This window comes from Psychrobacillus psychrotolerans, from assembly GCF_900115805.1.
Classification (GTDB): domain Bacteria; phylum Bacillota; class Bacilli; order Bacillales_A; family Planococcaceae; genus Psychrobacillus; species Psychrobacillus psychrotolerans.
On the sequence record NZ_FOXU01000002.1, the window covers coordinates 105,775 to 121,168 of the forward strand.

A 15,394-nucleotide genomic window follows, 5' to 3' on the forward strand; every position below is an offset into this window, starting at 1 on the left:
AGGATTACTTAAAAAAGTAGAGAAGCTACGTGACTGTATCTCGTAGCTTCTCCTGATTCATTTACCCTATTACAGAAAGCTTCATCCGATGTGTAAGTGCAATGTCCATGTACCTTACTTTACCTAGATACTTTGTGTATTTGTTTGAACTAATGCTTTTCTATCTTGAGCTTCATGCATTTTAACCATTACAAAACGTGCAATCGGTTGAATAACCAAGCTTTCTAAGAATAGAGCTATTAAAAAGTTACGTGGCCAAATTTGGATAAAGTTAGTAAAGATATCAGTTGTAAATCCATTCCCCATGATATCGCCAACAATAGTCATTGTAAATGACATACCTAAAACTGTGAACAGTGTACGGAACATAATACGAGCAGCAAAACCGTCTGTTGGTGAAATAAATTTAGATGCTAAAAATTCAGCAAAACGACCGATAGCTAACGGTTCAATAATCATCACAATAACCCAAATAATAGGCAACAAGATTAACATATCCATTGCAACCTCACTGTTAAATCCTCCAGCTGCAAGAATTATGTTAATCGATCCTATAAATAGTACTGATAATGTACAAATGATTGCGCCGAATATCGCGCCTTCTTTACCATTCTTTGGTAGTCTTTTATCTTGATGCATATCTTACTTATCTTCCTTTCAAAAAGCTTATTTAGACCTTGGCAATTAATATGAAGCAAAACAGTCGATTTTTATAATAGAGGATAACGTTATAGAGAGAAAAACTCTTTGAAGTGTCCAAAATTTTTTCATTTAAATCCTATATGCAAACCATGTTATTATGGTGGTTTTCGCTTGGATTAAAGATAGTCCACAGATTCCTAAGTGCACTATTAAAAGCTGTTTCATTAAACAGCCGACAATTCCTACAATATTACAGAGTTACTGTACTCTGTTTTAGATATTGGTTTTCCTTTTCAGAAATTCTTTAATAAAGTTGGTAATAGTTTTGAAATTTTTATTAAGGGATTAGTTGATTGCTGAGTTAAACACAGCATCATTGCTCCTTCAATTGAAGCAGTCAATAATAATGAAATGGCAGTAGCCTTTTCAACCGAAAAACCATCCGCTAATAGTTTAATATAATAAATTTGCTCTATATTTTCATACAAATCACTACAAGCGGTTCGGACAGGTTCACTCATTGTCGCCATCTCACTAACGATACTGCTAAATGTATAGCCAGTGATGGTCCCATCCTTTTCAAAACTACGAATTAATTTATCAATCATGGAAACTATGGCATCTTCAGTCGAAGGATGCTTACTGAAAATCACTTTAATATCTGTTGTAATATCTTCTTTTAAAGCATGTAAACAAGTTATTAAGAGTTCGTCTTTGCCATTTGGAAAGTGGTGGTAAAGAGCCCCTTTTGTAACGTTACATGCTTTTAAAATTTCTGTTAGTCCTACAGTTTTGTAGCCTTTTTGTTGAAACAGTGTTGTAGCAGTTTCAATTATGAGTGATTTAGTATCCATATCTGAATTTCCTCCTAACATACCGACGGGTCTGTTTGTTAGTATAACAAATTTTTAACAACATTCTAGTATTTTGTTTATTTAAATAAATAGCAAAGCACCCAATACACCCTCGATTGTTTATCTCCCTTTCCTAAACCTTCATATAATATTACGAGGAGCATTATGCCTTATGTTCCTACAATACAAGATGGGAGGTGGATACGATGGAGTCTTCTACAGGATTATGGGTTGGTTTGTTAGGTATCGTTTTAGGGGTGCTAGGTTTCTTTTATGCTCCGCTTTGGCTAGGTGCTGGAGCAGTTCTTTTGGGGCTAGTAGCTTTAGCTTATTCTCACAAGTTAATAGTAGGTTGGATATCATTAATACTCGGTGTAATTGTTTTAATATGGACATTTTTGTTATGATGTTGAACAAAATGCATCTTGTTAAAAACACATCTACGTGTTAAGCTTATTTAAATTCAAAATTGTGATAATTTAATATATTATTCTTATCCAGAGAGACGGAGGGATTGGCCCGTAGATGTCTCAGCAACCAGCCACGTTTAGGTATGGTGCTAATTCCAAATAGACGTTTGACGTCTTGAAGATAAGAAGACAAACTTCAATATTACTTGAGGATTCTCTTCTTATTAGAGAATCCTCTTTTTTTTATTTTAATTGTAAAGGATGAGCATCTAATGTCAAAGAACAGTATCGATACACAGTTAGTTCAATTGGGCAACCATAGTGATGAGAAAACTGGTGCGGTAAATCCCCCTATTTATCTATCAACAGCTTACAAACATAATGGGATCGGGCAGTCAACAGGATATGACTACACACGAACTAAAAACCCAACTCGCGCTATTTTAGAAGATGGAATTGCAAAGTTAGAAGATGGAGATGCTGGCTTTGCCTGTAGTTCTGGCATGGCCGCTATACAATTGGTTTTGTCCCTTTTTCGCTCAGGGGATGAATTAATTGCTCCTGATGATTTATATGGTGGAACCTACCGGTTATTTAACCAGTATGCAGATTCTTATAATATTCGTACCACTTATGCAAAGTTTGAATCAGCTGAAGAAGTAACAGCATTGATAACCAAAAATACAAAAGCTTTATTTATTGAAACCCCAACAAACCCCTTGATGTTGGAAATTGATATCCAACTATTTGCTGAGGTTGCAAAAGAGCATAATCTACTTTTAATCGTAGACAATACATTCCTTACTCCTTACTTACAGCGACCTATTGAAATGGGTGCTGATATTGTCATTCATAGTGGTACCAAATATATTGGTGGACATAATGACGTTCTTGCGGGACTTGTCGTCTCGAAGGGTGCGGAACTTAGTGAACAGCTGCAAACTAATCATAATGCAGCAGGAGCCGTCCTTTCTCCTTTCGATTCTTGGTTACTCATAAGAGGATTAAAGACGCTTCATCTACGTATGAAGCAACATGATTTAAACGCTAAAAGGATTACAGAGTTTTTAAAGCAAGAGCCTGCAGTTAAAGATGTAATATATCCCGGGGTTGGTGGGATGTTGTCCTTCCGTTTACATAAAAGCGAGTGGGTTGCCCCTTTCCTAGAGAATTTGAAATTAATTGTATTTGCAGAGAGTCTTGGCGGTGTGGAGAGCTTTATTACTTATCCTGCTACACAAACACATGCGGATATACCGGAGATGGAACGAATTGCACGAGGGGTTGATAATAGTCTCCTTCGTTTTTCGGTGGGAATTGAAGAGGTCGAAGATTTAATAACAGATTTACAACAAGTATTTAATACTTTAGAAAGTGAGGTTTTAAAATGAGTGATTTCAAAGAGTCATTGGAAACTAGTCTAGTCGTCGCCTCTACTCGTGGAAATTCAGAAATAAAAACGGGAGCTGTCAATGTTCCTATTTATTTATCCTCCACTTTTCATCAAGAAAACTTTGATAATTTCGGCCCTTATGACTATAGTCGATCGGGAAACCCTACAAGAGAAGCACTTGAAAAAACCATTGCGGAACTAGAGGGAGGAACTAGAGGACTTGCATTTGCTTCGGGAATTGCAGCTATTTCTTCTGCTTTTATGCTTTTGTCTTCTGGCGATCATATCGTTATTACAGAAGATGTATACGGCGGTACCTTTCGCTTTGTTACCGAAGTATTGCCTCGTTTTGGGATTGAGCACAGCTTTGCAGATTTTACTGACATCGATGCAATTACAAGAGCAATACAACCCAATACAAAACTAATATACATTGAGACACCCTCGAACCCTTGCTTGGGTATCACTGATATTCATGCAGTAGTAGAGCTTGCAAAGTCCCATGACTGTTTAACCTTTTTAGACAATACATTTATGACACCATTATACCAACGTCCACTGGACTTGGGAGTAGATGTCGTTTTACATAGTGCCACAAAATTTTTATCCGGACATAGCGATGTTATTGCAGGACTTGCAGTTACAAAAGATGATGATTTAGGTAATCGTTTAGCATTTATCCAGAACTCATTCGGTGCTATTTTAGGTGCACAAGATTCATTTTCTCTCATACAAGGGATAAAAACACTAAGTGTACGATTTGAAAAATCTGCTGAGTCTGCGAGAAAAATTGCCAACTATTTAAGTGGGCATGATTTAGTGGAAAAAGTCTATTTTCCTGGACTGTCCACTCATCCAGGATTTGATACGCATAACAGACAGTCGAGTAGTGCCGGTGCAGTTCTTTCCTTCCGTTTACCAAATAGATCCATTGCTAAGTCATTCGTAGAAAATATTAGGATTCCTGTATTCGCAGTTAGTCTTGGCGGAGTAGAATCCATCCTCTCCCACCCTGCTCAAATGTCGCATGCAGCAATGCCTAAAGCCGAAAGAGAAAAGCGGGGCATAACAGATGGCCTTCTACGTTTTTCCGTTGGATTAGAGAATGTTGATGATTTAATAGCTGACTTTGAACAATCGTTAGAAATAGCATCCAAACAACAGGAGAAAGTAGGAATATAAAATGTCAAAATCACTAGTTGTAAATACACCATTCAAAGCAGATCACGTAGGAAGTTTTTTACGACCAGCTCGCTTAAAAGAAGCTCGTCTACAATTCGAAAATAATGAAATAACTGCAGATCACTTAAAACAAATTGAAGATGAAGAAATTACAAAACTAGTCACCAAACAAAAAGATATAGGACTCCAGTCTATTACGGACGGAGAATTTAGACGTAAATGGTGGCATTTCGATTTTCTTAGTGGATTTGACGGGGTAGAGTTTTATGAAACAGACAAAGGATTAACGTTTAAAGGTGTACAAACAAGAGCACATGGTATTAAAGTAACCGGAAAGATCCGGTTTAGCACGCACTATATGATTGAACACTTTAAGTTTCTTCAAGGAATAGTTGGTGAAGCTGTAGCTAAATTTACTATACCTAGCCCTAATATGTTATTGTACCGTGCTACTATTGAAGAGGGAGTTTATGCGAGCCAAGAAGAATTGTTTGCAGATTTAGTTGTTGCTTATCAAGATGTGATTCAAGCGTTATATGACGAGGGCTGTCGTTACCTTCAAATTGATGATACTTCTTGGGCAACTACTTTTTCTGAGGAAGGCATTATTTCTTTAAAAGAAAAAGGTATGGAATTAGATGAGGCGTTAGCTTTATCGGCACGTGCCATCAATGAATCTATTGCAAAACGTCCTCATGATCTGTTAATTACTATGCATATTTGTCGAGGAAACTTCAAGTCCACATATATTACAAGCGGAAGCTATGAGTTAGTGTCGGAAACTATTTTTGCAAAACTAGATGTAGACGGTCTTTTTCTAGAGTTTGACGATGAGCGCTCAGGTGGATTTGAACCACTTCGTCACGTTACTCGTTCAGACTTATCAATTGTATTAGGATTAATCACATCCAAACATGGAGCTTTAGAGGATACAGAACTTGTCAAAAATAGAATTACTGAAGCCACTAAATATGTTCCTCTAGAACAACTTTGCTTGAGTCCTCAATGCGGGTTTTCTTCAACCGAAGAAGGAAACCTTTTAACGGAGAAAGAGCAATGGTCTAAGATTCATCATGTGATTCAAATTTCTCAGGATGTATGGAAGTAATGAGTTTTTAAACTAAAGGTGTGCATCCAGATAGTATGGATGCACACCTTTATAAATTTCTCGCTTTCTCATACTTCTATCTGCTTTGCTTGTACTACTAAACGATATTTATTAGATCTTGCTGGATAACAAGTCACAAGTGATAATAGGGATATTCCTTCCTGACGCTCCAATACTTCCACATTGTTTGGACTTACTATTTGAATATCAAATACTTCATAGACAAATACATCCTTGCTTGTTTCTAATTCAAAGCTGTCCCCAATTTGCAATTCATTGAGACGATTGAAAAATTGTCCAAACTGATGTGATTGGTGCCCTGCAATTGCTGAACTGCCATTTATAGTGCCTGGTTCATCCATATTCTCTATCATTCCAAGTGCTCGATTTAACTGAACAGAAGTTGCTCCCTCTAAAATCGGAGATTCTAATTGGATGGAAGGTATCCTTAAAATGCTCACAGCCTGGGAGTCCTTTTCGGTTGTTTTTTCTTCCACATTTCCATTTAAAGATAAAGCGGCTTCTGTTTTTATAGCATGAAAAGATTCAATTAACTCATTTTGATGTGTTTTATTTTCAAACATCCCATAGATAACTATGAATAGTAAAACGACTCCAATTGTCATTAATATATTTCCTACATATTTTTTTATCATCTGTAGGTCTCCTCTATGCAATCTTACGTATAGTCCAACCGCCACTCAGTAAACTTAGCGCTATAACTAAAAGCATTATCCCTGTGAAAAAACCACCAGTTTGCGGTAAGGATGAACCGTTGAAAAAATTGCCATCATTATTAAAGAAATTGGCACCCAAGCTAGTTTCATCGTCTTCTGTTATTTTCTCTTCAGTTAAAATTTCATCATCACCATCTGCTATCAAATTGGGATTGGGAATCAACGTATTTGCTGAGGAATCTGAACCCTCTTCCTCTACTACAATAATTCCTTCATCATTCGGTGCATTTTGCTCATCTGCACTATCTTCATCTTCATTTATAACCGGATTATTTTCAGTAACAAGGTCATTCTCTGCAACTGGAATATGGTCCGTGATAATCTCTTCGCTACTACCGTCCTCTCCCTCGTTACCCTCCACTTCTTCTACAACATCTTCCATTGGTGGTATTGGATTAGTCGGAGTTGCCGCTACAGAGTTTTCGGTCGGTAGAATATCTACATTTATTTCTCCGACTAAATCATTCTTTAATCCAATAGAAATAGTTTTTCCATTTTGGTAAGTTCCACTATTATTTGTAAACTCATCATTCGTTAGAACATCAATACTTATTTCATCCGTTAAGTCTGATATTAGATCTAACTGTAATAACCCCTCAGATAAAGAAAAAGCTTTTTCACCCTCATCTACATGTCTATCTAATACACCTAGATGAATATCTTTAAGAAGAAGTAAATCGTCTGTATTAACTTCTAGCAAACCACTATTATTCTTCCTATTTCCTTTGTCCATTGTTGACTCAGATAATAAAACATATGTGGAAAGATCACCTAAACTTGTATCATTTAGTTCAAGCCCTACGACAGCTGACTTTTCTGCTTGAAGATTCTTACTAGAGATTTGACTATTTTCTAGCACATTTAACTCCACTTTATCTATAAGTGAATTTGATAACGATGACTCTTCACCAAGTCCTATAGTAACTAGCGATGAATCTTTCTGTTGGTTTTGGTTCTTTTTAACGAATTGATTTTCTAAAACTCCTACATGTAACGTTCCAAGTAACGGAAGGTTACTTAGTTTTAAATGAACACCTTTTTGAGTTTCTTTTTTGTTTTCGTCCTTCATAAAGTTCTCGCTATCTAACACACTTATTTCTACTCTATCCGTCACGATTAAGTCTTCTATCGCAACATCTACTAAAGTTGATTCATTGGAGAACGAATTAGTTGATGTGTTCTCTACTTGCTTTAGTACTTCCACATCTACGTTTTCCGTCACGATTAAATCTTCTACCGCAACATCTACTAAAGCTGACTCACTTGAAGTAGAATCAGTTGATGTGTTCTCTACTTGTTTTATTACTTCCACATCTACGTTTTCCGTCACGATTAAATCTTCTACCGCAACATCTACTAAAGCTGACTCACTTGAAGTAGAATCAGTTGATGTGTTCTCTACTTGTTTTATTACTTCCACATCTACGTTTTCCGTCACGATTAAATCTTCTACCGCAACATCTACTAAAGCTGACTCACTTGAAGTAGAATCATTTGATGTGTTTTCTACTTGTTTTAGTATTTCCACATCTACTTTATTCACAACAGGTATATCTTGATTTCCTATATCTACAACCGCTTGTTCGTTTGATGCAACTGTTTCTGTTTTCGTTAACACACTTGCTTCAATCGTACCTATCTCCTCATTCGTAATTGAAACGTGCGCTAATTCCTCAGCATTTTCTTCAACGTTTGGAATCTTCACATCGATATTATCAATTATAATCAAGTCACTGACTTTCACATCTAGAATTCCAGCATGTTCATTATCTTGACTCAATAAATTTATGTTAATTGATGGTATCGTGGATTCACTTTCCTCCGCTGCTACTAATGATGGTGCTATCATTAGAAACGTCCCTAGACCAAGTACGGATCCAATTACTTTTAAGCTATTGTTTTTCATCATTTTTTCTCTCCTTTTTTATTATGAATTAAATCACGTATAAAAAAGGAGTTAGTTCTGGCGGTTTCCTCAAAGGAGTATGAATCCATTGAATGATTGCATAGCTATTTTTGTGATACCATTTTTTCTTGGTCATTTCCTTTAACATCTCTTCAGCAGGCAAGAACCCTAGTAAAATGTCATTTCCACTCGATATGAATGATCCACTTGATGAAAATGAATTTCCCTGTCCATTCCATGTAATTCCGGAGGTTAATACCATTTGTGAATCTGGTCCTAATGGAGTAGCGGGATTAACTGGAAGTTGTACATCCTTATTCTGGATTACTTTGGCTTGGATCTTTATTCGATTATCCAGAGCCATTTTTGCGTCAAGCACTTCCATATTATTTGAGTAAATTTCAAAATCTTTTTCAGCTAGTCTCAAATCATCCTCAACAGCTACTTCTGTAAGAGAAGTTTCCTCTTTCACTGTTTCAATTGCAACAGTATCGTCAATAGGAGTCTTTTTTTCTATAATTGGGTAAACACTCTCTTTTTCAAAAGAAAGATTAGTACTGTCTTGGTTTAAATTTTCGATAGGCTGATTGATTGGAATTGTCTCAATAGATGTTTTTGGAGGTGTATCCTCAATTATCGGATCTTTTGAAGAGTCAACAATAGTTTGATCCTTGGGACTTCCCACTATAGCTTGATCTTTTGGAATCTCTACAATAGGATTTCTTTCCTTTTCTTCTACCACTATATCTACTACATTTTTAACTGTTTCTTCGCTCGAATTCACTACTGTTTTAACTTCTGATACTACTCCATTTAACGTATGGGTGGTTGTTGTAAAAATTGGTGTGACAACCGGTACTGTTGGTAATGTGTTTACAGTTTTATCTACACCTTCTACTACTTTAGTGAGTGTAGTTTCAGTCGTATCTGTAACACCTATTACTACATCCTCTATTATTGGCAAAGTAATTTTTTCAACTTCTGAAACAACCTTAGTAACCGGTTTTAAGACAGGAATAACATTCTCTACATCCTGAATTGTTGTTTGCATCGTTTTTACTAGGTTCTCTGTTGTTCCTAATAATTGGTCCGTCGTTTCGCTTAATATACCGCCAGTTTTTTCCTTAGATTCTTCTGCTTGAACCTGATATGGAGCTATAAAAAACATTCCTAATATAATCATAGCTATTATCTTTTTCACCATATTGTCACCTCCCAGCCTTCAGAAATAGCTTCATCTATAGATTACTTCCCCTAAATATCAGAATATTAAACTTATTTAGTTTTACCTGCCATGTTTTAGGTAGGTTGCAATGGGTAAATATAGAGCAGAGGTTATAAACATGAAGGAGGAATTTAACATGGGTAGTCAACAGTACGAGCATGCAACAGATGAAGTAGTAGAAGAAACCGGTGCCTATACATGCGAAGCCGGAACTACTATAAGATTAAATAAGGGTGATAAATTCCCTTCTTGTCCAGAATCAGAAGTAGTTACTTATTGGAAGCATGCTGAAGGTCATCACCATAATTCAGGTGAACCAGTATCAGAAGCAGGCCGATATATAGATGAAGATGGTGATGAGTTAGACCTAGCAGAGGGTTCTACTTTTCCAAATTGCCCTAAGGCAGATACTCCTACACAATGGAGACATGCTGGGAGCTAATTAATAACTAAATTAATTGAAGAAAAACAATAAAGCTCGGCACAATGAAAATTAATTCATGTGCCGAGCTTAACTATTTTAAACTATAAACCTAAGTTTTTTGAGATAATTACCTTCATTATTTCATTTGTTCCAGCGTAAATAGATGCAACTGGAATGTCTCGATATCTTCGTGCAATTTTGTATTCTTCCATATAGCCGTACCCACCATGTAGTTGCATACATTCAATTGAAATTTCTCTGGCAGTTTCGGTTAGCCAATACTTCGCCATCGATACTTTAGTAACTACTTCTTTCCCTGCAATATGATCCTCAATTAGTGATTCCAAAAACGATTTGCCAAGTTCTATTTTGGTAGCCATTTCTACTATTTTGAACTGTGTGTTTTGGAAGGACGCAATTGGTTTTCCAAAAGCTTTACGAGACTTCACATAGTCCATTGTCATTTCTAACATGTCCTCTGATGCAATTTGAGCAGAGATAGCTACTACTAATCTTTCCTGCTGTAGTTTCTCCATCAAGTAACCAAAGCCTTTTCCTTCTACTCCGATTAAATTAGAAACTGGAATACGACAGTCCTCAAAGTACAATTCGGATGTATCCTGTGCATGTAAACCAACCTTGTCTAACTTGCGCCCTTTGGAAAACCCAGGAGCCCCCTCTTCTACAACCACTAAACTTATACCCTGATGCTTCGGTTCTGCTTTTGGATTCGTCTTCACTACTACTAAAAATAGGTTGCCATTAATACCATTAGTGATGAATGTCTTTTGTCCATTTAAAACATAATGGTCTCCATCGCGGATTGCTGTAGTTTGAATATTAGCCAAGTCTGAACCAGCTCCTGGCTCGGTCATCGCAATTGCAGTGATAAAGTCTGCATTTATACAGCCTGGAAGCCAGCGTTCTTTTTGCTCCTGTGAACCATAGGACTCTATATAAGGCACAACAATATCATTATGCAATCCGACCCCCACTAGACTTGAACCAACCCTTTCTAATTCCTCCGAAATAATTACTCCAAAACTAAAGTCTAAACCTAGCCCACCATACTCTTCCTCTACTTGTGGGCATAAATATCCCATCTCGCCTAATTTTCTCCAAAATTGCTTTGGAATTAATCTGTCCTTTTCCCATGAATCATAATGGGGGACAGCTTCTTTCTGTAGGAAATTTTGTAAAGATTTACGGAATATCACATGCTCTTCCGTCTCAAATCTATATCTGCCCATTATTAGACCCCCTATTCAATTCTTTCAATAATCGTTGCATTCGCCATACCCATACCTTCGCAAATAGCTAGTAGACCATAGCGTCCACCAGTGCGTTCTAGCCTATGCAGCATCGTAACTAATAGCTTTGTCCCTGTAGCTCCTAACGGATGACCGAGTGCTATAGCTCCTCCATCTGGATTTAACTTTTCAGGGTTGGCACCCGTTTCATGAAGCCAAACTAGTGGAACTTGCGCAAAAGCTTCGTTCACTTCATAGGTGTCCATGTCTTCAATTGAAAGACCAGCTTTTAAAAGGACTTTTTTGGTCGCTTCAATAGGACCAGTTAACATAAGCGTCGGGTCAGACCCCGTTACACTGCGAGCAATAATACGAGCTTTAGGTTTTAGGCCAAGCTCATCTGCCTTTTTACGAGACATCAGAAGAACTGCAGAAGCTCCATCACTCATTTGACTGGCATTCCCCGCTGTAATTACACCATTTTCATCAAATACTGGTTTCAATCCACTTAATACCTCAACAGTTGAGCCTGCACGGGGACCCTCGTCAATTTTGCAGCTTGTTATTGTTCCATCTGCTTGTAAAACGTCTACTGGAATAATTTCTTTTTCAAAATGACCTTTTTCTATTGCTTCGAAGGCCTTAATATGACTTTCTGATGAATACTTATCCAACTCTTCACGCGTTAAATTCCATTTCTCTACCATTCGCTCTGAAGATAGCCCTTGATTGATAATTTCATATTTCTCGCTAAGCTTAGGACTTACTTTTGTATTTCCTACATTTGAAAACATAGGCTCCCGTGTCATGCTTTCTACGCCTCCAGCTATGACTATGTCCATATCTCCCGAGGCAATTGCTTGCGCCCCAAAATGGACTGCTTGCTGACTCGAACCACATTGACGATCAATAGTAACGCCTGGTACATGTATTGGGAAACCTGCAATTAACGCTGATGTTCGAGCGATATTCCCACTTTGTTCCCCTATTTGTGTCACACACCCTAAAATGACATCATCTACATCTGCTTTATCCACACCTGCACGCTTTACTAACTCATCTAAAACAATAGCTGCAAGTTCATCAGGACGATATTCTGAAAATGCCCCTTTCCTTCTACCTATTGCTGTTCTTACCCCATCTACTATTACAACCTCTGTCATCTCATTTCCACCCTTCGTTTTTCTACTTCAGCACCTTTACTCGAAATCCTTCCAGCGCTTATAGGCCCGCACGATGCGGGTCATGCAGTCGTTGCGACACAATGTCGCGAACTTAGACTGCCTTCCCCATAGGCGCTTTCGCTTTTCTTTTTGTCTAGCTACAGCGCCTAGCCCTTCGAGTCACTTCAGGATTTCGATAAAGGCAAAGGACGCCTTTTCGGAAATCCTTCCAGTGCTTTTAGGCCCGCACGATACGGGTCATGCAGTCATTGCGACACGATGTCGCGAACTTAGACTGCCTTCCCCATAGGCGCTTTCGCTTTTCTTCCTGTCCAGCTCTGGGCACCAGCCTCTCGAGTCGCTTCAGTATTTCGATAAAGGCAAAGGACGCCTTTACTCGAAATCCTTCCAGCGCTTTTAGGCCCGCACGATGCGGGTCATGCAGTCATTGCGACACGATGTCGCGAACTTAGACTGCCTTCCCCACAGGCGCTTTCGCTTTTCTTTTTACCTCGGTTGCATTCGGATTGCTCCGTCTAATCTAATTACTTCTCCATTGATATATTCGTTTTCAATCATAAATACTACTAAATTAGCAAACTCCTCTGGTCTACCTAACCTTTTGGGAAATTCTACTAGAGACTCTAATTTTTCTATTACCTTTTCTCCTAAACTTTCTGCCATCGGTGTATGGAATAATCCTGGGGCAATTGCATTTATACGTATGCCAAATGAAGATAAATCTCTTGCAATTGGAAGTGTCATCCCTACTATTCCGGCTTTGCTAGCACTATAAGCTGCTTGACCCATTTGACCCTCAAATGCCGCAACTGATGCTGTATTGATAATAACGCCTCGTTCAGTGGATTCCTCGTTTATATCATTTTTGGTCATTTCCGCAGCTGCTAACCTTAAGGTATTAAACGTTCCAATTAAATTAATATCTATAACTTTTTTGAAATTTTCTAAAGGCATTACTCCAGATTTTCCAACTACTTTTTGTGGAGGAGCTATACCTGCACAATTCACACAAATATGTATGGATCCTAACTTTTCTACCGTATGCTGTACTGCCTTAATGACAGATTCTTCGTTGGTCACATTAACTATTTGATATGTGACGTTATCTCCGAATTCTTGAGTGGCCTTTTTTGCTAATTCTTCATTTAAATCAAAAATTACTACCCTAGCCCCTTTTTCGAGTAAACGTGTAACAGTAGCAAGCCCCAATCCGGATGCTCCACCTGTTACAATTGCTACTCTGTTATGAATATCCATTGCCACACCCCTTTTATATTATCCGAATATTTTCAATAATACATTTTAATTATAACGTAAAAAGTCCAAGGGAAAAGTATTATTCCCTTGGACTCCATTACCTTTTGTTTACCGTAGTGTTTTTAAAGCACCACTCCACGCTAGTAATTGATCTAGCATTTTATTTGCGTTACCTTCATGATAATCAGCAGGCTTGAATAAGGTCATATTTTGAAAGTCAGTCATTAACGAGAAGTTCACTGCGGTTTGAACATCTGCCACCTGTAGTTCTCCTAAGATTAGACGCATGTTTTCATGTGCACGTGCCCCTCCTAAACTTCCGTATCCTACAAAACTAGCCGCCTTATTGTTTAATTCCGGTTTTAAGTAATCTAATGCATTTTTTAAAGCCCCGCCTACTGAATGGTTATACTCAGGAGTTATAAAAATATAGCCATCGTATGTAGCCATTTTCTGAGACCAATTTCTTATGGCTGAGTTTGCTTCTTCCTGCTGTTCTGCATGTATCTCTTGGCCAAGAAGTGGTAATCTATAATTTATCAAATCTACTAATTCATAGTCAGCATCCTGTCGTTTGCAAGCAAAATTATACATCCATTTCGATACGGCCTCCGCGTTTCTCCCTTTTCTAACGCTTCCTACTACAATGCCAATTTTAAGTTTTTCTATTGCCATAATTTCTTCCTCCTTCAGACTCTTTATCAATTAATGATAGTCTTCTGCACTACTGACATAATATATATCATTTCCATTTGAGTAATTTCTACACCTATCATTCTATATTTTTAAAATATGCTATAGTGGTTTTAATAATTATAAATTGACCATTTAGATTGAAGGTGTTGAATTGGAGCTGGTGTTGATTATTTTGCCGGTTTTTATTATTTTCTTTATCGGATTTGTTGGACAAAAATTTATTGGTTTTGATATTAAATCTATCTCAACTGCCGCACTATACCTAATGTCTCCATTTTTAGCTTTCCGAACATTTTATACAAATGCCTTAACGCTGGAATATTTTTATATCGTAATATTTTGCCTAGTTTTAGCTTTTATATTACTAATAATTACTTGGGTTACTGGAACTCTTATGAAATCATCGCGGTCGCAGCTTTCTGCGATGATTTTAGGTGGCATGTTTATGAATAGTGGAAATTATGGAGCTCCAGTAGTGTTATTTGCTTTAGGGACTACCGGTTTTGACTATGCCGTAATGATTATGGTTTTACATGGTTTGTTTATCAATACATTTGGTATATTTTTTGCGTCTCTTGGTGGAGGGGAGAAAGCAACATGGCAACAATCACTGCACCGAGTTATTAGAATGCCAGTCGTTTATGCAGCTGCACTTGGAATTCTTTTACAAGAAACACAATTGACTGTGCCACAGGCAGTAATGGAAGGAGTCGGGCTTGTAGCAGATGCCTCGATACCAACCGTAATGCTCGTTCTCGGGATGCAATTAGCCGTCATTTCTCGTAAAAAGGTTGCCTATCGGTATGTAGCCGCAGTTTCTGTTATTCGGATAATTATTTCTCCCTTACTTGCTGTTGGAATTTTATACTTCCTGCCAGTTAATGATACGGTTAAGCAAGTTGCGATTATACTAGCAGCTATGCCAACCGCTGCTAATACCACGATGCTCGCATTGCAATTTAATACGGAACCCGATCTCGTTTCATTTACAACTCTTGTTACCACACTTATCAGCATTATTTCTATTCCGCTAGTTCTATTTTTCTTAGGGATATCTTAGAGTGTAATAGAGAATTTATCATTAACGAATCCTTATTAGTTTTTCTAAACTTTTAAGGATTTTTTA

At 37.5% G+C, this 15,394-nt stretch carries 15 protein-coding genes and 1 riboswitch; of the genes, 6 read left to right on the forward strand and 9 right to left on the reverse strand.

Features of this window, described 5'->3' with window-relative positions:
• Positions 1-123: 123 nt before the first annotated feature.
• Positions 124-639, reverse strand: coding sequence for a DUF2798 domain-containing protein (locus tag BM260_RS05625; protein ID WP_093535953.1), 516 nt, complete (start codon positions 637-639; stop codon positions 124-126).
• A 296-nt stretch (positions 640-935) separates the two neighbouring features.
• On the reverse strand, positions 936-1,496 hold the full coding sequence (locus BM260_RS05630; protein ID WP_093535955.1) for a TetR/AcrR family transcriptional regulator: 561 nt from the start codon (positions 1,494-1,496) through the stop codon (positions 936-938).
• Between the two features lie 206 nt (positions 1,497-1,702).
• On the opposite strand from BM260_RS05630, the gene BM260_RS05635 reads away from it, so the two are divergent.
• The 4 genes from BM260_RS05635 (at position 1,703) to BM260_RS05650 (ending at position 5,589) form a co-directional block, all read left to right on the forward strand.
• The gene (locus BM260_RS05635) at positions 1,703-1,903 is read left to right on the forward strand and encodes a hypothetical protein (protein ID WP_093535957.1); all 201 of its coding nucleotides are present in this window, start codon (positions 1,703-1,705) and stop codon (positions 1,901-1,903) included.
• An 83-nt stretch (positions 1,904-1,986) separates the two neighbouring features.
• A riboswitch (SAM riboswitch) is annotated at positions 1,987-2,094 on the forward strand.
• Between the two features lie 84 nt (positions 2,095-2,178).
• Positions 2,179-3,297, forward strand: a complete 1,119-nt coding sequence (locus tag BM260_RS05640; RefSeq protein ID WP_093535959.1) for a methionine biosynthesis PLP-dependent protein — start codon at positions 2,179-2,181, stop codon at positions 3,295-3,297.
• Positions 3,294-4,481: a cystathionine beta-lyase gene (gene metC / locus BM260_RS05645; protein WP_093535961.1), complete on the forward strand. Its 1,188-nt coding sequence runs from the start codon at positions 3,294-3,296 to the stop codon at positions 4,479-4,481. The genes BM260_RS05640 and metC overlap by 4 nt, the downstream gene beginning before the upstream one ends.
• A gap of 1 nt (position 4,482) precedes the next feature.
• On the forward strand, positions 4,483-5,589 hold the full coding sequence (locus BM260_RS05650) for a 5-methyltetrahydropteroyltriglutamate--homocysteine S-methyltransferase (protein ID WP_093535963.1): 1,107 nt from the start codon (positions 4,483-4,485) through the stop codon (positions 5,587-5,589).
• A gap of 68 nt (positions 5,590-5,657) precedes the next feature.
• On the opposite strand, the gene BM260_RS05655 is transcribed toward BM260_RS05650, so the two are convergent.
• The 3 genes from BM260_RS05655 to BM260_RS05665 are packed head-to-tail and all read right to left on the reverse strand — an operon-like array spanning position 5,658 to position 9,436.
• Positions 5,658-6,245: a sortase gene (locus BM260_RS05655; protein ID WP_093535965.1), complete on the reverse strand. Its 588-nt coding sequence runs from the start codon at positions 6,243-6,245 to the stop codon at positions 5,658-5,660.
• A 13-nt stretch (positions 6,246-6,258) separates the two neighbouring features.
• Entirely contained in the window at positions 6,259-8,235 is a 1,977-nt protein-coding gene (locus tag BM260_RS05660; RefSeq protein WP_093535967.1) for a hypothetical protein, read from the reverse strand.
• A gap of 25 nt (positions 8,236-8,260) precedes the next feature.
• Positions 8,261-9,436, reverse strand: a complete 1,176-nt coding sequence (locus BM260_RS05665; protein ID WP_093535969.1) for a hypothetical protein — start codon at positions 9,434-9,436, stop codon at positions 8,261-8,263.
• A gap of 157 nt (positions 9,437-9,593) precedes the next feature.
• On the opposite strand from BM260_RS05665, the gene BM260_RS05670 reads away from it, so the two are divergent.
• On the forward strand, positions 9,594-9,899 hold the full coding sequence (locus BM260_RS05670) for a hypothetical protein (protein WP_093535971.1): 306 nt from the start codon (positions 9,594-9,596) through the stop codon (positions 9,897-9,899).
• An 83-nt stretch (positions 9,900-9,982) separates the two neighbouring features.
• Here the strand turns inward: BM260_RS05670 and BM260_RS05675 are convergent, their stop codons facing one another.
• The 4 genes from BM260_RS05675 to BM260_RS05690 all read right to left on the reverse strand — a co-directional run bounded on the left by BM260_RS05675 (position 9,983) and on the right by BM260_RS05690 (position 14,247).
• Complete coding sequence (locus BM260_RS05675; protein ID WP_093535973.1) at positions 9,983-11,131, reverse strand: acyl-CoA dehydrogenase family protein; 1,149 nt, start codon at positions 11,129-11,131, stop codon at positions 9,983-9,985.
• Between the two features lie 11 nt (positions 11,132-11,142).
• Positions 11,143-12,294 carry a thiolase family protein gene (locus BM260_RS05680; RefSeq protein ID WP_093535975.1) on the reverse strand — a complete coding sequence of 384 codons (1,152 nt, stop codon included), beginning with the start codon at positions 12,292-12,294 and terminating at the stop codon, positions 11,143-11,145.
• Positions 12,295-12,801: 507 nt separating this feature from the next.
• The gene (locus BM260_RS05685) at positions 12,802-13,572 is read right to left on the reverse strand and encodes a 3-hydroxyacyl-CoA dehydrogenase (protein ID WP_093535977.1); all 771 of its coding nucleotides are present in this window, start codon (positions 13,570-13,572) and stop codon (positions 12,802-12,804) included.
• A gap of 108 nt (positions 13,573-13,680) precedes the next feature.
• Complete coding sequence (locus BM260_RS05690; protein ID WP_093535979.1) at positions 13,681-14,247, reverse strand: NADPH-dependent FMN reductase; 567 nt, start codon at positions 14,245-14,247, stop codon at positions 13,681-13,683.
• Between the two features lie 193 nt (positions 14,248-14,440).
• On the opposite strand from BM260_RS05690, the gene BM260_RS05695 reads away from it, so the two are divergent.
• Complete coding sequence (locus tag BM260_RS05695) at positions 14,441-15,328, forward strand: AEC family transporter (RefSeq protein WP_322788065.1); 888 nt, start codon at positions 14,441-14,443, stop codon at positions 15,326-15,328.
• Positions 15,329-15,394: the final 66 nt, after the last annotated feature.